Source organism: Paraburkholderia saeva, from assembly GCF_907164555.1.
Classification (GTDB): domain Bacteria; phylum Pseudomonadota; class Gammaproteobacteria; order Burkholderiales; family Burkholderiaceae; genus Paraburkholderia; species Paraburkholderia saeva.
The window spans coordinates 1-18,301 of record NZ_CAJQZC010000022.1; the positions used below are offsets into that span (position 1 = coordinate 1).

Annotated in this window: 28 protein-coding genes; 5 read left to right on the forward strand and 23 right to left on the reverse strand. The window is 62.6% G+C overall.

The genetic code is table 11. The features are described from left to right. Positions 1–257 precede the first annotated feature (257 nt). Entirely contained in the window at positions 258–491 is a 234-nt protein-coding gene (locus tag LPA36_RS29075) for a hypothetical protein (protein WP_228883972.1), read from the forward strand. A 73-nt stretch (positions 492–564) separates the two neighbouring features. Next, positions 565–1,005, forward strand: coding sequence for a hypothetical protein (locus LPA36_RS29080; protein WP_228883973.1), 441 nt, complete (start codon positions 565–567; stop codon positions 1,003–1,005). Between the two features lie 243 nt (positions 1,006–1,248). On the opposite strand, the gene LPA36_RS29085 is transcribed toward LPA36_RS29080, so the two are convergent. The 21 genes from LPA36_RS29085 to LPA36_RS29180 form a co-directional block, all read right to left on the reverse strand. Then, complete coding sequence (locus tag LPA36_RS29085; protein WP_228883974.1) at positions 1,249–1,386, reverse strand: hypothetical protein; 138 nt, start codon at positions 1,384–1,386, stop codon at positions 1,249–1,251. Positions 1,387–1,397: 11 nt separating this feature from the next. Further along, positions 1,398–1,580, reverse strand: a complete 183-nt coding sequence (locus LPA36_RS29090) for a hypothetical protein (protein WP_228883975.1) — start codon at positions 1,578–1,580, stop codon at positions 1,398–1,400. Positions 1,581–1,612: 32 nt separating this feature from the next. Continuing rightward, positions 1,613–1,897, reverse strand: coding sequence for a hypothetical protein (locus LPA36_RS29095; RefSeq protein ID WP_228883976.1), 285 nt, complete (start codon positions 1,895–1,897; stop codon positions 1,613–1,615). A gap of 6 nt (positions 1,898–1,903) precedes the next feature. Next, positions 1,904–2,173 carry a hypothetical protein gene (locus LPA36_RS29100; protein WP_228883977.1) on the reverse strand — a complete coding sequence of 90 codons (270 nt, stop codon included), beginning with the start codon at positions 2,171–2,173 and terminating at the stop codon, positions 1,904–1,906. Positions 2,174–2,176: 3 nt separating this feature from the next. Beyond that, positions 2,177–2,551, reverse strand: a complete 375-nt coding sequence (locus LPA36_RS29105; protein WP_228883978.1) for a hypothetical protein — start codon at positions 2,549–2,551, stop codon at positions 2,177–2,179. Continuing rightward, positions 2,548–3,198: a glycoside hydrolase family 24 protein gene (locus LPA36_RS29110; RefSeq protein ID WP_228883979.1), complete on the reverse strand. Its 651-nt coding sequence runs from the start codon at positions 3,196–3,198 to the stop codon at positions 2,548–2,550. Before LPA36_RS29110 ends, LPA36_RS29105 begins: the two co-directional genes overlap by 4 nt. Beyond that, entirely contained in the window at positions 3,195–3,962 is a 768-nt protein-coding gene (locus tag LPA36_RS29115; protein WP_228883980.1) for a hypothetical protein, read from the reverse strand. Before LPA36_RS29115 ends, LPA36_RS29110 begins: the two co-directional genes overlap by 4 nt. Next, positions 3,962–4,510: a hypothetical protein gene (locus LPA36_RS29120; protein ID WP_228883981.1), complete on the reverse strand. Its 549-nt coding sequence runs from the start codon at positions 4,508–4,510 to the stop codon at positions 3,962–3,964. Before LPA36_RS29120 ends, LPA36_RS29115 begins: the two co-directional genes overlap by 1 nt. Further along, a complete protein-coding gene (locus tag LPA36_RS29125; RefSeq protein ID WP_228883982.1) occupies positions 4,507–4,917 on the reverse strand; it encodes a hypothetical protein in 411 nt (136 codons plus the stop codon). The genes LPA36_RS29120 and LPA36_RS29125 overlap by 4 nt, the downstream gene beginning before the upstream one ends. Further along, on the reverse strand, positions 4,914–5,186 hold the full coding sequence (locus LPA36_RS29130) for a hypothetical protein (protein WP_228883983.1): 273 nt from the start codon (positions 5,184–5,186) through the stop codon (positions 4,914–4,916). Before LPA36_RS29130 ends, LPA36_RS29125 begins: the two co-directional genes overlap by 4 nt. A gap of 15 nt (positions 5,187–5,201) precedes the next feature. Further along, the gene (locus tag LPA36_RS29135; RefSeq protein ID WP_228883984.1) at positions 5,202–5,591 is read right to left on the reverse strand and encodes a hypothetical protein; all 390 of its coding nucleotides are present in this window, start codon (positions 5,589–5,591) and stop codon (positions 5,202–5,204) included. A 74-nt stretch (positions 5,592–5,665) separates the two neighbouring features. After that, positions 5,666–6,457, reverse strand: coding sequence for a major capsid protein P2 (locus LPA36_RS29140; RefSeq protein WP_228883985.1), 792 nt, complete (start codon positions 6,455–6,457; stop codon positions 5,666–5,668). Between the two features lie 35 nt (positions 6,458–6,492). Beyond that, positions 6,493–6,618, reverse strand: a complete 126-nt coding sequence (locus LPA36_RS29490; protein WP_267478912.1) for a hypothetical protein — start codon at positions 6,616–6,618, stop codon at positions 6,493–6,495. A 255-nt stretch (positions 6,619–6,873) separates the two neighbouring features. Continuing rightward, on the reverse strand, positions 6,874–7,509 hold the full coding sequence (locus LPA36_RS29145) for a helicase HerA domain-containing protein (RefSeq protein WP_228883986.1): 636 nt from the start codon (positions 7,507–7,509) through the stop codon (positions 6,874–6,876). Continuing rightward, positions 7,509–8,096, reverse strand: coding sequence for a hypothetical protein (locus LPA36_RS29150; protein ID WP_228883987.1), 588 nt, complete (start codon positions 8,094–8,096; stop codon positions 7,509–7,511). The genes LPA36_RS29145 and LPA36_RS29150 overlap by 1 nt, the downstream gene beginning before the upstream one ends. Continuing rightward, a complete protein-coding gene (locus tag LPA36_RS29155) occupies positions 8,093–8,389 on the reverse strand; it encodes a hypothetical protein (protein WP_228883988.1) in 297 nt (98 codons plus the stop codon). Before LPA36_RS29155 ends, LPA36_RS29150 begins: the two co-directional genes overlap by 4 nt. Then, positions 8,386–10,317: a replication endonuclease gene (locus tag LPA36_RS29160; RefSeq protein ID WP_228883989.1), complete on the reverse strand. Its 1,932-nt coding sequence runs from the start codon at positions 10,315–10,317 to the stop codon at positions 8,386–8,388. The genes LPA36_RS29155 and LPA36_RS29160 overlap by 4 nt, the downstream gene beginning before the upstream one ends. 35 nt (positions 10,318–10,352) lie before the next feature. Beyond that, positions 10,353–10,589: a hypothetical protein gene (locus LPA36_RS29165; protein WP_228883990.1), complete on the reverse strand. Its 237-nt coding sequence runs from the start codon at positions 10,587–10,589 to the stop codon at positions 10,353–10,355. 3 nt (positions 10,590–10,592) lie between these two features. Then, positions 10,593–10,775: a hypothetical protein gene (locus tag LPA36_RS29170; RefSeq protein WP_228883991.1), complete on the reverse strand. Its 183-nt coding sequence runs from the start codon at positions 10,773–10,775 to the stop codon at positions 10,593–10,595. Between the two features lie 3 nt (positions 10,776–10,778). After that, positions 10,779–11,021 (reverse strand): hypothetical protein, encoded by a 243-nt coding sequence (locus tag LPA36_RS29175; protein WP_228883992.1) that lies wholly within the window; start codon positions 11,019–11,021, stop codon positions 10,779–10,781. Beyond that, positions 11,018–11,326: a hypothetical protein gene (locus tag LPA36_RS29180; protein WP_228883993.1), complete on the reverse strand. Its 309-nt coding sequence runs from the start codon at positions 11,324–11,326 to the stop codon at positions 11,018–11,020. The genes LPA36_RS29175 and LPA36_RS29180 overlap by 4 nt, the downstream gene beginning before the upstream one ends. A 211-nt stretch (positions 11,327–11,537) precedes the next feature. Here LPA36_RS29180 and LPA36_RS29185 point away from each other — a divergent pair, with 211 nt between their 5' ends. Continuing rightward, positions 11,538–11,921 carry a helix-turn-helix domain-containing protein gene (locus LPA36_RS29185; RefSeq protein ID WP_228883994.1) on the forward strand — a complete coding sequence of 128 codons (384 nt, stop codon included), beginning with the start codon at positions 11,538–11,540 and terminating at the stop codon, positions 11,919–11,921. Between the two features lie 267 nt (positions 11,922–12,188). After that, positions 12,189–13,985, forward strand: coding sequence for a S53 family peptidase (locus tag LPA36_RS29190; protein ID WP_228883995.1), 1,797 nt, complete (start codon positions 12,189–12,191; stop codon positions 13,983–13,985). A gap of 138 nt (positions 13,986–14,123) precedes the next feature. Here the strand turns inward: LPA36_RS29190 and LPA36_RS29195 are convergent, their stop codons facing one another. Further along, positions 14,124–14,693 (reverse strand): BPSL1445 family SYLF domain-containing lipoprotein, encoded by a 570-nt coding sequence (locus LPA36_RS29195; protein WP_228883996.1) that lies wholly within the window; start codon positions 14,691–14,693, stop codon positions 14,124–14,126. A 319-nt stretch (positions 14,694–15,012) separates the two neighbouring features. Then, a complete protein-coding gene (locus LPA36_RS29200) occupies positions 15,013–16,002 on the reverse strand; it encodes a hypothetical protein (RefSeq protein ID WP_228883997.1) in 990 nt (329 codons plus the stop codon). Between the two features lie 970 nt (positions 16,003–16,972). Between LPA36_RS29200 and LPA36_RS29205 the strand changes: the two genes are divergently transcribed. Next, positions 16,973–18,220 carry a DUF3300 domain-containing protein gene (locus LPA36_RS29205; protein WP_228883998.1) on the forward strand — a complete coding sequence of 416 codons (1,248 nt, stop codon included), beginning with the start codon at positions 16,973–16,975 and terminating at the stop codon, positions 18,218–18,220. Positions 18,221–18,301: the final 81 nt, after the last annotated feature.

Sequence of the window (18,301 nt, forward strand, 5' to 3'; positions counted from 1 at the left end):
GGGCTCCGGGCTGGCTGTGATGCCGCAGCATGCGCCACAGCCGCCGGCCCGGAGCCGGGAACCGGACATTTCTAATGAGCCAGAACCAGACATTACTAAAAAGCTCTGACACAACAAAGATCGATAATTTATCTTATGTCAAGTCGCAAACGCTACCTGCGTGAAAGGACATTGTCGGGCCTTCGTATGGCCGCCTAAGCTGCGAACAGGCCTGCATTTCCCGGCCTGTTCGACGGTTCGTTATAAGGGGTCTTTTCATGCTCGATCTCTTCGGCCAAGTCGTTATTTCTTATGATGATTTACTGGTTTGGGTGTCCGCTGTCGCACCTGGCTACGCGGGCAGTCCGACCCGGCTTTCCTTCTACATCGAACGATGGGACGTAGCGAGCAAGGTGCGCGCCGCGAAACTCGCCGGGACGTTCGACTCCACCATAGAAAGCGCCCGCGCGCAGCGGGCGTCCCTCGCAAGGCGGCTGGGTTTTCCCGGCTGACCGCGTGTGTTTGCCCGGGTGCGTCCCGGGCTTTTTTTCGGCCATAATCGCGCTTCCATTCACCGGAGAGACCATGAAAACAAAAACGCTGCTGCTGGCCCTCTGTGCCGCGCTGCCGCTCACTGCACACGCATACAAGCTTGACCGGACCATGGATTGCAGCATGACGGTGCGCGACTTCTTCACGCCACTGGTTCAGGCCCATGCGATCCAAACGCCCGCCTCAATGATCGGCCCCAAGGGCGCTAACTACTTCAAAAAGACCAGCGACAACGCCCTGACGTTTTTCAACATGACGGTCGGCTGGGTCGTTGGATACACCAACGAGCCGCTTCTTTTCACCCCGCCGTCTGACGGCACGATCCCGAATTTTCAGGGTTACGGATTCTATCTTCAGGCGCCGATTGCCGAGGTTCAAGCGACGCTCGCCAGCGTCGGCGCGACGGCGGCACAGGTCAGGCGCATTGAGCCAAACGTGACCTACGTCTACTGCGAGTTCCCTGCCGCAGAATGAAAAAAGCCCGCGGCAAGCGGGCTTTTTCTTACGTCGTGGCGGTCGTGGTTGACGCCGCCTTCTTCGACTGCCACCACAGGAACGCGTACACCGCCGCGCCACCGATGGCCGCCGATTGCCAGTTGATCTTGGGCATGGCTTCTCCGTTACTTCTTCAGGAATCGGCCCGTACGCTTGCTCCGCGCCGGGGTCTTATGTTTGCGCGTTGCTTTGCGCGCGGTCTTACGCTTGCGAGTTGCCATGTCAGGCTCCCTTCGTGAGTGGTTTTAGAACGATGGTTTCGAGCAGCGTGATTCGTTCTTTCATGTTGCGCAGGTCCGCCCGGATCGCGCCGTAGGTCGCCGCCGCTGCCAGCACCATTGAGCCGATATTGACGATCACGGCGCCATCCATTACGCGCCTTCGCCGAGGAATACGCCGAGCAGGCCGAAAATGCTGGCCGCTGCCGTGCCGACTGCGCCGACAACGTGCGGGTCCGCGCCCTGGCCAATGGCGATTTGCGTGGCGACTGCCGACAGGCCAGCCAGAGCGGCGTGCGTTGACGGTTCCTGCAAACGTGCGAAAAATGCCTTCATGGTTTTCCCCTCGGGTTGGTCTGTACTGCTGTTTAAAGTCCCATCGGCACACCGTCCCACGCGCTCTGCGTGAACGGCATCGTGGGCTGGTTAAGCTGCGCCTGCTGTTGCTGATACTTCGTGTCGGCAAACGCCGTCATGTTCGTATAGAGCGATGTGCCGACGTTCGCGACCGCCCCGGCCGCGTTGTTCCAGATCACGTCGCCCACCTGCAACGCGAGCCCCGACGCCCCGCCCGCCTGCTGATAGCGCCGGTCGAGATACACGCCCGCCACCACCAGCGCGAGCGCGCCCGCAAGGTAGAGCTTCGTTTTCATGCTCATTTACATGTGCCCGAAAATGCTGCTGTACTGCGGCTGGCCCGGCGTCACCGCGAGACCGCCCGGCGCAGGCACGGTGCCGAACATGTAGCCCGGTTGCCCGTTGGTCGAGTCCCACACCGAATTAATGAAATTGGTTCCGTCCATGGTCGCGAACGTGTTCGCTTCGGTCGCGTAGACCTTATCGACCGCGCTCGTGCCGCTGTGCGATCGCTGGTAGCGGTACGCGACGTAGACCACCAGCGCCAGCACCATCAGTTCTTTATTCGTCATGGCTCAATATCCGTAGGTTGCGGGCGCGAGCAGGCCATACATGCCGCTGAACGGCGATTCCTGCACCTGCCCGGTCTGCGTGTTGTAGGTCAGCTGGCCCGGATCGACATACATGCCGCTCGCGTCGAATGTGCCGTTGCCGAAGAGCGTCACGCCCCCGACAGACTGGCCGCCTGCGGTCGCCGAGGTCGTCACGACGGGCTTGCCTGCAATGTTGTTGATCGCGTTCGATAGCCACGACGTAGCGCCGGAGCCGATGGAGCCCTGACCGCTCGTCGGTTGCGCGCCGGCCACCATCGCCGTGCTGCGGTTGACCACCAGCAGCAGCACCGCCGCCGCCGCGCCCACCAGCAGCAGACCGTTCTTGTCCAGTTTCATGCGTAGGCTCCATCGGTCTGCGTGCCGCCCGCGTCGGCCAGCACTTGATGTGCGCGGTCGAGCGTGAGCGTCGGTTGTCCATAGGGCGAACCCGGCAGGCTTGCCCATTCTTTCGCGCACTTCGCGATCGCTGCGTCAAACCGGCCCGCCTCCACGTCGGCGAGCGCGCCGCGTCGCTTGATGAGTGCCACTGCCGCGATATCCTGCGATGCTGGCGAAAAGTCCGGCAGGCTGTACGCGAGTTTGATTTCCGCCCACGTGCCCGCCAGGATCTGATACGCGCCCGCGGCGCTCGATGTGATGCCGCTCGCCGTGACCGTGCCCGGCGGGTGATCGGCGTACGACGTGAAGAGACCGCCGCCGTAGAGCGTGCGATAGCCGTTCGGGCCGGTCGTGCCCTCGCCCGTGCGGATCAGCGTTAGAAACGCCTGCACGTTCGGGTCACTCACCGCCGACGACACCGACGTGAAAAGGTTGCTCACTGTCGAACCCATATCGCTAAAACTCCCTGTCCAGTCCGATGCGCTGTCGCTGTCGGTGCCGTCGCTCGTGTCCGTCGCAAGCGCCTGGCTGTTTGTCCACCACACGTAAGCCGCCGCCGCGAGCGTGCCCGCCGCAATGATGTAAAGCGGCCCCGGCGCTCTCATGTGTTCGGTTCCTCGTACCACTCCCACGTTGCCGTCAAGTCTGCATTGGTTGCCTGCGCGATGATTCCCCAGCCATATCCCGGCGGAATGACGAAAGGCTCTGCGGGCTTGAACAGGCTGGTTGTATTGATCGGTCCGTTGGTCAGCATTTCGGCGGCCGTCCACAGCAGGGTTGCGTTGTTCTGTTTGTAGAGCAGCCCCGCCGCTGATGCCGGCGCTCCAAACAGCTTGGACACGCCGTATCCGTTCAGCGTGGAAATGGCCGCCGTAGTCGCGTAGTGCGTGAAACCCACGCCCACCGACGACACCGTTTCAATCTGTTCGACCACCAGCCGCTTCCCACTGCCCGCCGGGTTCCATAGCTGGACGTGCTGAAACTGGCCCGCGCCCGGTGCTGCCGTCAGGTTCATGCCGATAAACGACGCGCCCGCGAGCGTGCGCACCTTGCCGCCATCGACGGTCTGCACCACGCCTGAAAACGTGTTGTCATCGATCCGGCCATCGCCGATCACCACCTTGCCGATAATCGTTGCGCCGCCCGCGCTGTTCGCGAGCGTCCATGAATCAGGCGTCGGCTTGCTTTCGGCCACGCGGTACGCCTGCCCGGGTTGCAGCACGATCTTGCTGCCGCCCTGCCCGCCGGGCGTGACGATCAGCGACGCATCGCCGCCGCCGTTACTGCCTGCCACGTACTTGATGTAGCGCCCCGGCGCATGCACCGGGAACGCGCCCGTGTTGGCGACCGTGATATCGAATTGCTGCATTACGCGTGCCCCTTGTTGAACGCCGCCACGCCGACGATGGCCACCACGGCGATACCGGCTGCGATCAGATAGCGGTTGTCGTTTTGCGCTGCCACCTGCGTTTTCGCGAGGTCGGCCGCAATCTGCGTCGTTTGCTGCGCGCTTTGCAGTGCGCCGCCGGTCAGCGAGTTGGCGAGCGCCGTGTTCGCCTGCAGCATCGACAGCCCCACGTCTTCAAGATGGTTCGATGCCGCCGTTGTACTGGTGATCGCCGTGCTCGCGACGCTGCTGTTGGCGTTGACCGCTGCTGCTGCCGTGCTGCTGTTGCCATTGATGGCCGCGATCATCGCGTTCATGGCCGCCGTGACCGCGCCGTCATCGGTCGTCGTGCTGCTGTTGTAGGTCGTGTTGCCGTTGCCAGACACACCGACGCCGCCCTGCACCGCGTTACGCTGGTCGGCGTACTGGTTCGTCGTGTCGCTGCGGCTCGTGCTGTCGCTGCTCTTGTTGGCCGGCGTCGTGGGCAAGCCCATCGCCATCAGCCGCAATTGTTCCGGGCGCAAGATCATTGCAGTTCCTTCGTCAGAATCACGCTGGCCTGCTGATAGCCCGCGCGCTGTAGTTTTTTCATCAGGCCCGCACGCCGCGTCTCGATGCGCAGCGCCTTGCACCCGGCGCATTGCCGCTCGATCATCGGCAACACTTCGCCCACCAGATCAAAGCCCGCGCGACCGTGCGCGAGGGCAATTTCCGCCGTCACACCGGCCCGGCCCTGCCGCGCCCGCAGCACGTAAAACGCGACCGGCTCGCCGTCGCTGTACACCCTGAAGAACTGGCCGCCGTCCAGGCAATCCACCCCCGTCACCATGCCGCCGCTCGTGTCGGTTTTCGCGACCATGAAAGGCAACGTGTCGAACGCGGCTGCGACTTCCGCGCGCTGCGCGTCGCTGGCCGGTTCGTGGCGTAGCGTGATCATTTGCCCTTGTGGAAAATCAGTGCGACCACCGCGAGCGCCGCGATCATCATCATTGGATCGCTCGTGACGTTCTGGCTGGAGTTGGCCAAGCCCTGCGCGAGCTGTGAAACCGGGTTCGGTTGTGCGCTCGCCGTGCCGCTGCCGAAGTTGACCGCCCAGCCGCTGTCGTCCGTCGTGAACGGGTTGAATGGCTGGTTGGATGCCACTTCCGGCGCCTGCCCGCCGCCAAAGAGGGCCGTGCCGAACTGTGCTGCGGCCTGCGCCGCCATGGCCCAATACACGGCTTACCCCTTGTGGATCGCGAGCGCGACCACGGCGAAGACGCCCAGAATCAGCAGCATCTTGTTCGCGTTCACCGCGCCGATGCTGGCCGATGCCACCGTTGCCGCCGCCTGACCCTGCGCGACAAGCCCTGCCTGCGTGGCTTCGTATCGCTTGTAGTCAAGCGTCTGGCTCGTGTTGTAGATGCCGGTCAATGCCGACAGGCCGTTATTCAGCAGGTTGAACACGCCCGGCGCATAGTTGTAGCCGCTGCCCGCCGTGTCCGACGCGCCCGTGATCGCCATGCCTGTCGCCGGAATGTTGTACGTGCCATCGCTTTGCGGGCCGACGAACTGGTACGTGTTATCGCCAAGTCCGTACTGCTGCGCGAGTGATCCAAGATCATCAAACATGTAAATCCCCGAAAGAGTGAAAAGAAAACGCCCGCCACTACGCAATCAAGCGGGGCGGGCGTCGCCCCCGGTGCTTACATGTTGCCCAGCACGTCCAGCACTTCGACCACTGCCGTCACGGTGTCCGCAGCGGAAAAGGTCGGGTTGAACTCCAGCGAAGTCGCGTCGGCGGTCTTCACCGCGTTGGCGTAGTTGTTGTCCGCGCACGGGTCGTAGCTGTACAGGTTGGCCTGCGAGGTCTTCTGGTATTCGCCCTGCCAGAAGCTGTTCACCGCTGCCAGCACGTTGTCCCAGATGACGATGCCGTTTTTCTTCACCTCAAGCTGCGACAGGTTGCCCGTGTGCGCGAAGTGCACGCGCTTGATGATGCCGCCACGGTTCGTGATGTCGATGAGCTTCATCGGAATCTTGCCGCTCGATGCGAACGCCTGCGTGAACGGAATGTGCTTCGCGATCACGCCGAGTTGTGCGGGCGGGCCCAGTTCCGAATAGCTGTCGAGCGTCGGCGACGTTGCGCCCGCGATCGTGACTTCGACCGTCAGCGACGACACGCTTTGCGCCGTGTTGATGTTGCCGACGTACTGTTCGATCATCGTTTTGGCGCGCGGCTCCGTGAAGTCCAGCGTCAGGAAACCAGCCGCCGCCGTCAGGCCGCGATACTGGTTGATCAGGTCGAGCCGCGAGCCCGATTCCTGAAAAATGATCTTGCCGTTCACCTTCACGTTGACGTTCGTGATCATCGCCTTCGTGAACGTGCCGCCCAGCGCGAGGATGATCTTGTTGTACGACATGCCGATAGGCAGGTTGACCGTTGCGACGCCGTTCGCGACGACGTTGTTAAACGGAACGTTTTTAATGAGCAGCATGTGCGCCCCTTATGTGTGTTGGTTGGTCGGGACGCTTACGAAACGATGGTCGTCAGCAGCGGCACGTTCAGCGACGTGGCGACCGGACGCACGATCAGTTTCGTTGCGGCGTTGAACGCGAGGTACATGCCGTACGCGCGCAGGATGGATTTGACGTTCATGGTTTCGACTCTCCGACGTTGTTTGGATTGCCGCCCCATGCGGCCCGTGTCGTAGCCCGCAGATTGCAACCGGAGTATCGAAAAACCCTAAGCCGCGACCTATGGAACGCGTCCCATGGACACCGGCAAAAGTGCCAATTTCGGCACTAAATATTTTTTTTCGGTGTCGTGTCCCTGCGACGCCCTGGACACCGACGCGCAGACGAAAAAAAACACCGCCGAAGCGGTGTCTATAGAGCGGTGTCTAGGTCGGTGTCACGGCGTGCCGCGCTTGGTCTCGCCGGTTGCCATATCGCGCCGAATCCATGCGAGGTCAGGTAACGCGCCTATGTCGGGCTCCGGCACGCCGAGCACGCGTGCCACGGCTCGCTGGTCTTCGCTATAGGTGAGCCGCCCCGTGCGAACATAGTTGCAGTTGCCTAGAAAATCCTTGTCGATGGACGCGGGCCGCTGCGACAGGCCGTAGATGATGATGCCGCGCTTGCGGCCCCGGCCCGTGAGCATGCCCCACCCGACCGGCGAGCGCGACGGGCTCGTGACGCTTTTCAGTTCGTCAACGATAAACGTCAGGCGTTCCGCCGCGAACGCGATTCGACATACGGCATCGAATTGCTTCACGGCGGTTGCCGGGTCAGGCGACGGCACGAACACGCACCGTATCGCGCCGTCCTTGCCTGCCGCCTTGAACCCTTCTAGCACGTCATGTAGCCGCGTAGTGACTGTGCCGAATTCGCCCCACTCTCCCTCCGGATCGAAGATCAGCAGCCGCCGAGGCTTCGCCCGTTGCATCAGCGCCTTCACATACGACGACTTGCCAGAGCCGGTCGCGCCGAGCACCGCCTCAATGTGCGCCTTCGCGCCGACGCCGTGAACAGGTGCACGCGTTGCCATCACATTTCCGGGAACACGGGCAGGCCCGCAGCGGCCCCGGCAAGCGTATCCGCTGCCGTGATATCGCCGATGCCCGCCGCGCCCGCTGGCGTGCCGGATTCCATGCCCGCCGCGCCCTTGATCGTGTTCGGGTCCGTCATGCCGCGCGCCGCGTTTTCGAGCGCGAAGCGGTCCTGCCGGATTTTGAGCGCCACCGCGCGCGCCGACTGGTACAGCACCGGCCCGCAGACCATCAGCGCCACCAGTTCGCACGGGAACGCGCTTTCCATATCCCAGCCGTACTTTTCGAAGACGGGCGTCAGCGCCGCCGCCATACGCGCCGACGTTGCGCCGTCCCATGCGGCCCCCGGCGCGTAGCCATCGATCATGCCGCGCGCGAGGTCCACCACGCCCGCCGCGCCGCGTGCGTAATCCGGCGCATTCGCCGCAGCTTCCGCCGCTGCCTGCGCCGCGCCCGGATTGACCGCTTCGTGTGCCTGGCTGTCGATGTCCGCAACCATGCTGCCCAGCGCATCGAACGACGGCGACGCGTCGAGCGTCGGCTTTTCCATGGGCAGGCCGTCGCCCTTCGGTTCGATGGTCTTCATGCGACACCGCCGAGCAGATCAAACACCGAGCGCGCAGCGCGCGCGGCGGGTTTCGGTTCGACGGGCGGCGCATGCACCGGTTTCGTCGCGTCCGGTTCCGGCTCCGCGTGGCGCTTGACGCGCGCCATTAGCACGCGGTGTGCCTCAGTACCCGCCTTCGCATACGTCGGCAGTTCGCACCACTGGCAGGAAAGGTCGAGCGTGCCCGTTTCGCTTTGCTTGGCGGGAATGTCGCGCCCACAGCAGACGCATGCGGCGGTGCCGATGATGGTCTTTTTCGGTCGTGTTTTCACGTTACAGCCCCCGGATAAGGTTGATCATTTCTTGCATCAGCGCGACTTGCTTCGCGCCTGCGATTCTCACCATGGTCGAGAGCCCGTCTATCTCCTTCTGCGCCTCTTCCGCCATCTCTTTCAACTTCGCGATATCGCCCATTTTCCCCTTCCCCCGTACAGTTATTTACACAGGTCCAAGGCGCGCGCTGCGCGCGCTTCAAACCCAAATCCAAACCCGTCACCGGACGCGCCGCATAGCCCGCGCGTGCGCTTGCTGCCGGTCGCATGATTTCCCACGTGAAGCGCTTCGATTCGACCGTCACCGTGCGCGGCAATACGTCGATCCAGTTGCCTACCGCGTCGCGCACCTTGGCGACTTCGAAGTACTCGATACCCACGATTTGCGGCGCACCGGTTTCGCCGTAGCGCCCTACCGCCTCGCCCGGTATCTTTGCGATCCTGACGCGATAGCCACGACCGCACGCAATCCCACCTTGTGCTTCCACGTAGTGATCCCACGCAACTGAGGCGTTCTCGCGCCCTTCGAGCAACGCAACTCGATTAACCGCCGCGTGCGCTTTGCGCACATGCGCTGGTGAATCAGCCGGGACACTTTCCACGCGGCGTAGCTCGCGCCACACCGTAACGGGAGGCCCGCCGATCTGCTGGAACTGGCGGATGCGCCAGCGCGTGGCCCACGCTTCAACACGTGCCGAGGTTTCGAGTGCATCGTTACCCTCCAAGTCTTTTTCAAGGCGGTATCCGTCGATGTTTTTTGCGATGTATTTGGCGATGTAGCCTGCGGCGGTGCCTTTGGCCGGATCCATGGTTTTGAAGTCGCACCGCTTCTCCTGCGCGCCGGGTTCGTTGCCGTCCATTTCGAGCGCGTAGCGGCGCACCGTCGCCCGCACGTGCGCATCGTCTTCCTGCGGATAGAAAAAGAGGCAGTGCCAGTGCGGCGTGCCGTCGTGCTGGGGTTCGGCAATGCGGAACCCGTAAAGACTCACCGGCGGATGCTTCTTCGTGCCGCGTGCGAGCGCCGCACGGATGCGCGCCCAGACTTTCGCGAGGTAGCGTTGCGCCTCGTCGGGCGTGGTGCCGTCCCACTTGCCGTTTTCCACCACGCGGGAGCCTTGCGTTTTCATGCGGTGCATTTTTGACGGGCAGGTGATCGTCAGAAACAGGCCCGTATGCGCCGCCGCAATCGCGATCCGCTCAAAGCCGTTGATGCGCGTCATCAGTTCCGCACGCTTGATTGCTGCGTTCGCTGGCCCTTTTGCCGCGAGCTCTGCCAGCGTGAATTCCTGCTCCGTCTCGAGATTTTTTGCGATGGTCGCCGCGAGCGCTGCCGCGTTGCGTTCGTTCTGCCACTGGCGGTCTAGCTTCGACACGTCCGACACGTAGCACTCACGGTCGCGACGCACGACGCCTAGATTGATGGCGGCCGTTTCGCGCGCCTTGCCGTGTGCCTTGCGCAGACGGCCCTTCCACCAGTGCGCCGCAACCATCCGACGCACGGCGGGCAAATCCTCATAACGCGTTTCTTCTGGCGCCGCGATGCCACCGGCAATGCAGATTCGCGCAAGGGCGGTGCGCTGTTCAAATGCGTCAATTGCCGTTGCTGATGCAACCACTCCGGCAGCATGGACGGCACATAGAAAATCGGCGGTACGAACATGCTCCTGCTCCGCTTCAATCGTCAGCAGCTTGACGCGGCACTTCTCCGCCATGTTCCAAGCCGCGTTACATAGATCGGTGTCCGAGGCGTCGAGCGGCAACACGTCCGACACCGGACGCATGAGCGCCACGTCGGCGCGTAGCTGCTCGTTGGCCTTGCGTCGTGCGATCCCCTCGCCTGTCGTCACAAGGGGATTGAACGAGGCACGGCGCTTTTCCCACGCCGACAGCAAACGAGCCGCCCACGGGCGCGGAATCTCCGCGACCACGGAAGCGGCCCATTGCTGGTCGGTAACGTGCTGCATCAGAGCGAGAACACCAGTTCATCGAACGGCACGAGGAATGTCCGTGTGCCGTCGCGTTCGACTTCGATGCACGCATACCCTTCCGGGATCTGCGAGTGGCAGGCGTTGGCGGGCTTCGGTCCCACCGCCGCGACGACGCCAAACCAGCCGTCAATGAACGCGTAGAAGTCGCCCTTCGCTTCCACGCGCACCTTGTCGCCAGTGCGGAACTTCGACAGGACCATCAGCGCGCCCATTGCTTAGCCCAGCCGCGTCACGTCGTCAAAGTGCGCCGTCGCGAACTTGACCGGGTTCACGCCGTCCGCGTCGAGTCGCAGGCTGACGGATTGCGCGTCCTTATCGACCGCCTGCACGAGGCCCGCGCGGCCCGCGTCCGGGTGCTTGCTGTCCAGCTTGATAAATGCCGAGTCCCACGGTTGCATGTTTTATCCCTTGATGTGTTGTGCGCGCGCACGTTGGAATTCCGCCGGCGCGACGTGCGCGCGCTTTGGTGTCGCCTGCCTGCGGTGTTTTTTGAGAATCGGTGCGAGTGCCGCCATCGCTTCGCGCCGTGCGCGGTCGCTGGCCGGGGTCGCCCTGGGTGCCCACTCAACGAAAAACGTCCCCGGCGTGCCGATCGATCCGGGCACGTAGCCGTAGCTCACGTCTTCGCTGTTTTCGGGAGTCATGACCGGCTGCACATCGGCTTGCCGTACGCATTGAGGCGCGGGGTAATACGTCCACTCATGGTGATGTACTGGCAACCCGTTTCGTGGTCGATCACCCTCGCTACTGAATTCATTCCGCCCACGTAATCCAGCGAGCTGTCTTCCGCCCCAGCCTGCCCGCATCCGCCGACCACCACCGCGAGCAGCAGCGCCAAACGCGCGCGCAATGCGCGACGCGTGGCCTTGAGCGGCTGGCGAAAATACGGGCCATCGAGCGTGTATCCGCCCAGCGCGGAAGGATGAATTTGTGAGAGTTTGTTACGCATGACGAATCCCCTTTTGAACCCCTGAGCCGGTTGGAGCCGGGTCGCCTAAAGGCGAGGATCAGTCGCCACAGCGGGGTTCAGGCTGCTTTGTGCGACCCGACGCACGAACAATACGTCAACCGCGCGATACAAGTCAACTGCGCGATACGTTGCGTGCTGTTGACGACTTGACGTATGGTAAACGCCGTACCACTTGACAATCGGGGTTTGCATGAAGACGACTGGGGAATATCTGGACGCGGTAAAGGCGAAGTTGGACCTTCCGTCCGACTACGCGACCGCCAAGGCGCTGGGAGTTACGCGGGCTTCGGTTAGCAAGTGGCGACTCGGACATTCCGTCCCGGACGAACTTGCCTGCGCTCGTATAGCCGACATCATCGGCGTAGAGCCTATCGAGGTTATCGCTGCGTCACAGTACGAGCGCTCGAAGGACGAACACGCGCGCGCGCTATGGGAATCAATCTGGGGAAAAGCGGCGGGGGCTATCGCGCTGAACTTGATCGTGTGCGCGGTTGGTCTGTCGGTAGCCCCCTCTACCAAGGCGGCGGAATCTGGTAACACCAATGTCTCCGGTAGTTCTCTTTATCTTATGTAAAATAATAAATCCGTACTGGCAATTCCCACCCATCCAGACCGCATCCAGTACGTCTCAGGAACCGCCGTAATACCCGTCGCATCTTTCCCGATCGAAAACGGACCGCCAGTCCTCGTCAGCATGATTTTCATACCGGACGCTGCACCTCGAACCGACCGGTTCTGTGGGCTTACGCACAGAACACCGGCAAGGTACTGCCGCGACAATTCAACCTGACTAGCGTCTCTATCGAACGACTCTTTGAAGTACCGCAGACCGGAGGTTCACATGCCAGTGCGTCAGGAATATGTGGTACTTCGCGGCAGCAAGCGTGAGCGTCCAACCCATCATCAGTTCGTTGGACCGGTCGATGCCGATAAGGAAATCGCTGTCACACTTATCGTTCGTCCTCGGCCTGGCGGGCCTCCGTTACCTGACCTCGAACACTGGCAAGCTACGCCGCCTCACCGCCGCCGCTACCCTGCTCCGGATGAATATGCGGCAAGCTACGGCGCAGCTCAGGCGGATATCGACGCCATTACCGCATTCGCCGCGACGAACGGTCTTGCCGTACTCGACAGCCATCCTGCGAGGCGCAGCGTAACGCTAAAAGGAACGGCTGCTCAACTCAATCGCGCGTTCGACACAACGATCAACCGCTATGAGGCGCGTGATCCGCAAGTCGTTCCGTACAAGTCCACAAAAACTGTGAACTCGCCACAGGCGACCCACACAAACGCACACACCTATCATGGATACGACGGCCACGTTCGTTTGCCGAGCCAGCTCGAGCATGTGGTACAGGCTGTCGTCGGACTCGATAATCGCAGATCCGGACGCGCCGGCATCGGGTCCGGTGATCCGCCGTTTGCGCGGCCGATGTCAGTTCCGGAAATCGCGAAATACTACAACTTCCCGAACACCGGAGCCGCCGATCAGACAATCGCCGTCATCGCCCCGTCAGCACCGCCAGGCGAAGGCGATCGCCCGTACTCGGGTTATCTGGCGAGCGACATCCTGGACCTGTATTTTCCCGGTCTGGCTGATGGGGCCTACCGGAAGCCACCCGTTCTCAACGACATCAATGTCACCGTGGGTGCCAATACGTATGGCAATCGCACGGATGCCGTAGCGGCCGGAGGCGGCTTCGTCATGGAAGTAACGCAGGACATCTGCACCTGTGCAACGGTGGCTCAGGGCGCTACGATCAATGTGTACTTTACGGAGGCCAGCGAGCAAGGTCTTATTGCGTGCCTGAATCGTATTCTGGTACCCGAAGGCGAACGGCAGCCCACGGTCGTGACATGCAGCTTCGGCTTTCGGCATAGCGACGGCACCATCGGATCCCCTTCCGAACCGGGTTCCGTCGCGGCCATCGTGTCGGACCTGTTTCAGCGGCTGGCCGCTGTCGGCATCACCGTCTTCATGATCTCCCACGACGACGGCAGCAATTCCTTTGTCGGCGACGGAGCAGCTCACGTGAACTATCCGGGAAGCGATCCATGGGTTACGTGCGTGGGAGGCACGGTCATTGGACGCGTGAGCGACGCCGCAGCCCCGTCAGAAGAATGGGTGTGGAATAACATCGGATGCCCGGACGCTGTGGGTTCCTTTCACGGCGCGAGTGGCGGTGGAGCAAGTCAGACCTTCCCGCTACCCTGCTATCAGCGCCTTGCGGATATTACGCAGATAACCGACAGCAAGGGCAACGTTTTGACTAACCGGCTCATTCCTGACATTGCCGGGATGGTCGCCTGCGGCGGGTCAGGTGAAACCGACTGGTTCTACATCAACGGCCACAGGTTCCAGATGACGGGGACGAGTTGTGCCGCGCCTTTGTTCGCGGGTCTCGCAGCGGTCCTGCGCAGCGCGTTGAACCTGAAACTGGGTATTCTCAATCCGACGCTGTATCAATTGGGCACATCGGTATGCAACGACGTCACCCAGGGCAATAACGATCCGGGCCTCCACACGCCGTATTACCGATCCGGAGACGGTTGGGATCCTTGTACCGGTTGGGGGAGCATCGACGGAACACGACTTCTGGATGCGCTTTCGAAAATGATGCGTCCGGCGCCAGGTTAACGGGTTCCAGTGCCGGGCATGGTCTCTCGCTGTCTTCTGCGCGAACTCGCCGGGGCTCCTTCAACCATTGACGCAACGACCCGCGGGGCGCGCTGCATGCCACGCTCCGCCGGTCGTTCGTGCGGCGCTACGCAACGTTCAGATATCGAGCTTGCTGACCTTGGTGCCTTCGAAGCTCAGGTTGGCCATCAGCCCGGAGTTCGTCAGCACGAAACCGATAATCGGCGCGTTCGTCGTCGCGGTGTCGAGCGTACCGTTCGCACCCGTCTTTGCCACCGCTACCGAACCATCTACGCCGGCCGTCCAGCCCTTGTCGCTCGTCCGGAATTTATCGAGCGCTTCCTGGGTCATGAACATCATGATCACAGCCTTCGACTGGGCGCCAATCTGCAGGCCGAACGAAGCCGTACTGGTCTTGTAATAGCCGACGGACGAGCCCCCCTGGCGCAGTGCACCTTCTCCGTATTCGCCACCCACCACGAGGCCCGCGGCGATCACCGACGGGAAGACCAGAATGGCCTTGGCCTTGGCACCCGTTGCCTGCGCACCTGGCGTCGATGTATACAGCTTGTTGAGGGCGCCATCGACGCCGGCGTCGATTTCGTGGCGCTTGCTGGCCGCTTCCGCAGGGTCCCTGGTGGAACTGCAGGCGACCAGCGAGCTCGCGAGAGCGATAGCGGTCAGGGAAAAGAAGGTACGGCGGTTCATGAGACTCTCCTCAGTGGAACTGCTGCAAAACCGGCGATCACTGTGTTTCTCCTGCCGGTTGCGAATCGAGCGCCGACGGCGCGGCAGGCAGCACCGCTCGCCACGCAGGAAACTGGGGCATGCACAGTGCCGCCGGTGTCGCGACGAATCCGGTTCCGGGGACGCACGCGGGCGCAACGCCCCGGGTCGCGGCGCCCCATCATTTCTTTCAAACCAAGCGTACGACGCTGAACGCGAATCTGCTATACGACTTTGGTCTGCTATCGGCGATTCGGAAAGGCGGTATGGCGCGGCCCGCGCAACAGCTGATGTGCCCCGGCTAGAAGCTCATCGCAAAGCCGAACGACACGCCGTGGACGTTGTGACCGAACACGTAGCGCACCAGCGCGCGCGTGCGCGTGATGATGACCGGATACTTGCTGCTGTCGAGCTCCAGCCCGACACCTAACGAAGTCAGGTTGTTGAAGCCGAGCACACCGGCGCTGTCACCGAAATATTGCGAGTAGGCGGCTTCGAGTACATAGCGAACCGGCCGGTCGAGTGCGTGCATGCCGGTCGGGGCGCGCCAGCGGGCCCACACGCTCAGCTGCTGCGCCGCCGCCGATCCCTGCACTCCTTCCGACGTTGCGCCGAAGCTGCGCAGGTAGATGTCGGTTGCACGCAACTCGACATCGACCTCGTAGTTTTCCCGATAGTGCTCGTAATCGAGCATCAGCGAGCCGCCGTAGCCGTAGGCGTCGAGTGCGCCACCGTCAAGAAACTGGATGTCCTTGTCCGCAACCCGGTTGATGACCGTGCCGGCAATCTTGAGGTCGCTCGCTACCCGGCCCAGCGTACCGTTCAGTATCGGGCGCAAAGCCAGTTCGTCCGTAATGCGGAAATCCCATCCGATGCCGACCGTCGCACTGGCCGTATTCCACCTGCTCGGGAGAAATCGCTGCTCGCCGCCTTCACTGGCGACGAACGTCGGATCGTAACGGCTATATGCGATCGTGCCTTCGAGGTAGAGCGGGAATTTCCTGCTGAGGGTAAAACCGCCGCCGAGCTGCGACTGGCCGAAGCCCGGGTTGCCCGTGGCGCCGCTATTGATGGACAGCGAACTGGTCGTGACGTCCGGGACAGTGGTGTACGTCATCACGGACAGTACGGCGTTGGCGTGATCCTTGACGTTTGCACCGAATACAGGCCGGTCCACGATCTGGCTGGCCACCCCCTGGGCGCAGGCGTGATCGACGAGGAACGCAGCGAAGAGAACCCGCCATGCGAACGATGAAGCGCCACTGAATGAACACAGGTGCAATCTCGGCATGATCAAAGGCTGTCACTATCGGTTGGGCGTTGACCGGCTCTGAATCCATCGTTGCGAAAATAGCACAGGTGAGCAGCATGACCGTTGTCAGTCGCTGACGGCGGGGAGCGCGTCACCGCCGCCCAACGCCACCCCATACCGCGGGTTTTCACGAGCGGTCCGACGCGCGTGCGACGCGTGACCAATCCGTCGATCAATCTGGATGCTTGAAGAAACGCGGCCGTCGCTTGTGCAATGGCGTGCCCGGCCAGGGGCTGTGCCCGCCGGATGCACGCCATGGCAGGCATGGGTTCGCCCCAATACCCCGGAAACGTGCAGCGCGTTTCGCGGCGACCGATCAGGCCGTTCAGTATCCGGCAACCACGGTCCGGCGATTGATATCTCAGGGAAACTACGGTGCCGACGCCGCCGGGGCACTCGCAGCGCTGGAGTGCGACGCGTGCGTATCAGGGTTCTTCTGGGCCCCGCGTGCCTTCTGTTCGGCTTTTCGCTGTGCGTCCTGCATCTGCTTTGTACCCGGGGCGCCCGTCTGCGCCACTGCGGAAGGCCCGTACGCGTATGAAACAACAAGACTGACAGCGATTGCCAGCGAAACCGGACAACGTCTGTTCATGATCTTCTCCCAGGTCCCATACAGAGGGCGTGTTCGGAACATTACTTCATTCAGGACGTTTCGGCACACAATCGCATGTCGTTGAGGCAGACCTGTGCAGGCTGCGCGCTGGACGATTGCAAGAGCGCTGGCGCGGCCCGTAGCGCGAATACGCCAGGGAGGGGATGCGGGCCGGCGTTTGGCTCGCGACGCGCAAAACGCGCTGACCGCCCTTCCCAAACGCCATTGATGGTCTAGCATGGATACAGCGAGGCGCCGCAAACGGCTGTAAGCAGGCGCTGCCATTTGCACGATCCCGTAACGCCAACAAGAAATCCACGTGCCATCTGGCATATCGATCAGTCGGGAGGAGCAGCCATGATCCGGTGGAGTGAGAGACTGTCGCAAGCAGTCCGGATGGGGTTGATCGTGGTACTAATGATTGGTTCGTGCGGCGTGGGCGCACAGAACCAGGCGCAACAGCCCGCCTTCAACCCGGAGGAGATCGAGGCGCTGGTTGCGCCGATCGCACTCTATCCGGACTCTGTCCTGTCGCAGGTGCTGATCGCTTCGACCTATCCGCTGGAGATCGTGTATGCCGCGCGATGGGTCAAGGCCAATCCGGACATCAAGGGCGACGCCGCGGTGAAGGCGGTGCAGGACCAGCCCTGGGATGTCAGCGTGAAATCGCTGGTTGCATTTCCCCAGGCACTCGAGCCAATGAACGACAAGCTCGACTGGACCCAGAAGCTGGGCGACGCCTTCCTCGCGCAGGAAAAGGACGTGCTCGCGGCGGTGCAGCGATTGCGCGCGAAGGCGCAGGAGTCGGGGAACCTGAAGTCGAATGAACAGCAGAACGTGATCGTGGAACCCGCGCCGGCGGGCGGACAGACGACCACCCAGACGATCGTGCGCATCGAACCGGCGAATCCGGAAGTGATCTACGTGCCGGCCTACAACCCGACCGTGGTGTATGGCGGATGGAGCTATCCGGCCTACCCCCCTTACTACTGGCCGCCGTATCCGGCTTACTATCCCGGCGCCGCGTTCGCCACCGGCCTCGCCTGGGGCGTCGGTCTCGCCGCCGCAGGCGCGATCTTCGGCAACTGCAACTGGGGTGGCGGAGACGTGAATATCAACGTCGACAAGGCCGCCAACATCGATCGCAACTTTGATCGCTCGAAGGTTCAGGGCGGCAAGTGGCAGCATGACGGGAGCCATCGACAGGGTGTTGCGTATCGCGACAACGCGTCCCGCGAAAAATTCGGCAACAACGTTCCCGGTGCCGACGGACGCGGTGACTTCCGTGGCCGCACGGGTGGCGCATCCGATCGGGCCGGCTTGGGCGACCGGGCCGGTGCGGGCAACGCGGGGGTCGCAAATCGCGCAGGCGGCGCGAACGGTGCCGGTCTGGGTGACCACGGCAGCTTCGGCGGTGACCGGGGGGGCTATGCAGGCGACCGTGCCGGCTACAGCGGTAGTCGCGAAAGAGCCTTCCAGGGTGTGGGCGGCGGCAGCGCCTCGCAGCGCGACTTCAGCCGCGGCCGATCGAGCGCGCAGTCTTCGGGCTTCCACAGAGGCGGCGGAATGCGGGGCGGTGGTGGCGGTGGACGCGGCAGGCGCTAAGGAGAGACGGGCATGAAGTCACCCCTACGGTTTTGCGCGGCGCGACTCGCCGCGATCGGCACTTCAGTCGCGGTTGCGCTG

What these genes read in the sequence shown, in the direction of transcription:
- LPA36_RS29075 (WP_228883972.1), top strand. Translation starts at nt 258, where the DNA reads ATGCTCGATCTCTTCGGCCAAGTCGTTATTTCTTATGATGATTTACTG.
- LPA36_RS29080 (WP_228883973.1), top strand. Translation starts at nt 565, where the DNA reads ATGAAAACAAAAACGCTGCTGCTGGCCCTCTGTGCCGCGCTGCCGCTC.
- LPA36_RS29090 (WP_228883975.1), bottom strand. Translation starts at nt 1,580, where the DNA reads ATGAAGGCATTTTTCGCACGTTTGCAGGAACCGTCAACGCACGCCGCT.
- LPA36_RS29095 (WP_228883976.1), bottom strand. Translation starts at nt 1,897, where the DNA reads ATGAAAACGAAGCTCTACCTTGCGGGCGCGCTCGCGCTGGTGGTGGCG.
- LPA36_RS29100 (WP_228883977.1), bottom strand. Translation starts at nt 2,173, where the DNA reads ATGACGAATAAAGAACTGATGGTGCTGGCGCTGGTGGTCTACGTCGCG.
- LPA36_RS29105 (WP_228883978.1), bottom strand. Translation starts at nt 2,551, where the DNA reads ATGAAACTGGACAAGAACGGTCTGCTGCTGGTGGGCGCGGCGGCGGCG.
- LPA36_RS29110 (WP_228883979.1), bottom strand. Translation starts at nt 3,198, where the DNA reads ATGAGAGCGCCGGGGCCGCTTTACATCATTGCGGCGGGCACGCTCGCG.
- LPA36_RS29115 (WP_228883980.1), bottom strand. Translation starts at nt 3,962, where the DNA reads ATGCAGCAATTCGATATCACGGTCGCCAACACGGGCGCGTTCCCGGTG.
- LPA36_RS29120 (WP_228883981.1), bottom strand. Translation starts at nt 4,510, where the DNA reads ATGATCTTGCGCCCGGAACAATTGCGGCTGATGGCGATGGGCTTGCCC.
- LPA36_RS29125 (WP_228883982.1), bottom strand. Translation starts at nt 4,917, where the DNA reads ATGATCACGCTACGCCACGAACCGGCCAGCGACGCGCAGCGCGCGGAA.
- LPA36_RS29130 (WP_228883983.1), bottom strand. Translation starts at nt 5,186, where the DNA reads ATGGCGGCGCAGGCCGCAGCACAGTTCGGCACGGCCCTCTTTGGCGGC.
- LPA36_RS29135 (WP_228883984.1), bottom strand. Translation starts at nt 5,591, where the DNA reads ATGTTTGATGATCTTGGATCACTCGCGCAGCAGTACGGACTTGGCGAT.
- LPA36_RS29140 (WP_228883985.1), bottom strand. Translation starts at nt 6,457, where the DNA reads ATGCTGCTCATTAAAAACGTTCCGTTTAACAACGTCGTCGCGAACGGC.
- LPA36_RS29490 (WP_267478912.1), bottom strand. Translation starts at nt 6,618, where the DNA reads ATGAACGTCAAATCCATCCTGCGCGCGTACGGCATGTACCTCGCGTTC.
- LPA36_RS29145 (WP_228883986.1), bottom strand. Translation starts at nt 7,509, where the DNA reads ATGGCAACGCGTGCACCTGTTCACGGCGTCGGCGCGAAGGCGCACATT.
- LPA36_RS29150 (WP_228883987.1), bottom strand. Translation starts at nt 8,096, where the DNA reads ATGAAGACCATCGAACCGAAGGGCGACGGCCTGCCCATGGAAAAGCCG.
- LPA36_RS29165 (WP_228883990.1), bottom strand. Translation starts at nt 10,589, where the DNA reads ATGGGCGCGCTGATGGTCCTGTCGAAGTTCCGCACTGGCGACAAGGTG.
- LPA36_RS29170 (WP_228883991.1), bottom strand. Translation starts at nt 10,775, where the DNA reads ATGCAACCGTGGGACTCGGCATTTATCAAGCTGGACAGCAAGCACCCG.
- LPA36_RS29175 (WP_228883992.1), bottom strand. Translation starts at nt 11,021, where the DNA reads ATGACTCCCGAAAACAGCGAAGACGTGAGCTACGGCTACGTGCCCGGA.
- LPA36_RS29180 (WP_228883993.1), bottom strand. Translation starts at nt 11,326, where the DNA reads ATGCGTAACAAACTCTCACAAATTCATCCTTCCGCGCTGGGCGGATAC.
- LPA36_RS29185 (WP_228883994.1), top strand. Translation starts at nt 11,538, where the DNA reads ATGAAGACGACTGGGGAATATCTGGACGCGGTAAAGGCGAAGTTGGAC.
- LPA36_RS29190 (WP_228883995.1), top strand. Translation starts at nt 12,189, where the DNA reads ATGCCAGTGCGTCAGGAATATGTGGTACTTCGCGGCAGCAAGCGTGAG.
- LPA36_RS29195 (WP_228883996.1), bottom strand. Translation starts at nt 14,693, where the DNA reads ATGAACCGCCGTACCTTCTTTTCCCTGACCGCTATCGCTCTCGCGAGC.
- LPA36_RS29200 (WP_228883997.1), bottom strand. Translation starts at nt 16,002, where the DNA reads ATGCCGAGATTGCACCTGTGTTCATTCAGTGGCGCTTCATCGTTCGCA.
- LPA36_RS29205 (WP_228883998.1), top strand. Translation starts at nt 16,973, where the DNA reads ATGATCCGGTGGAGTGAGAGACTGTCGCAAGCAGTCCGGATGGGGTTG.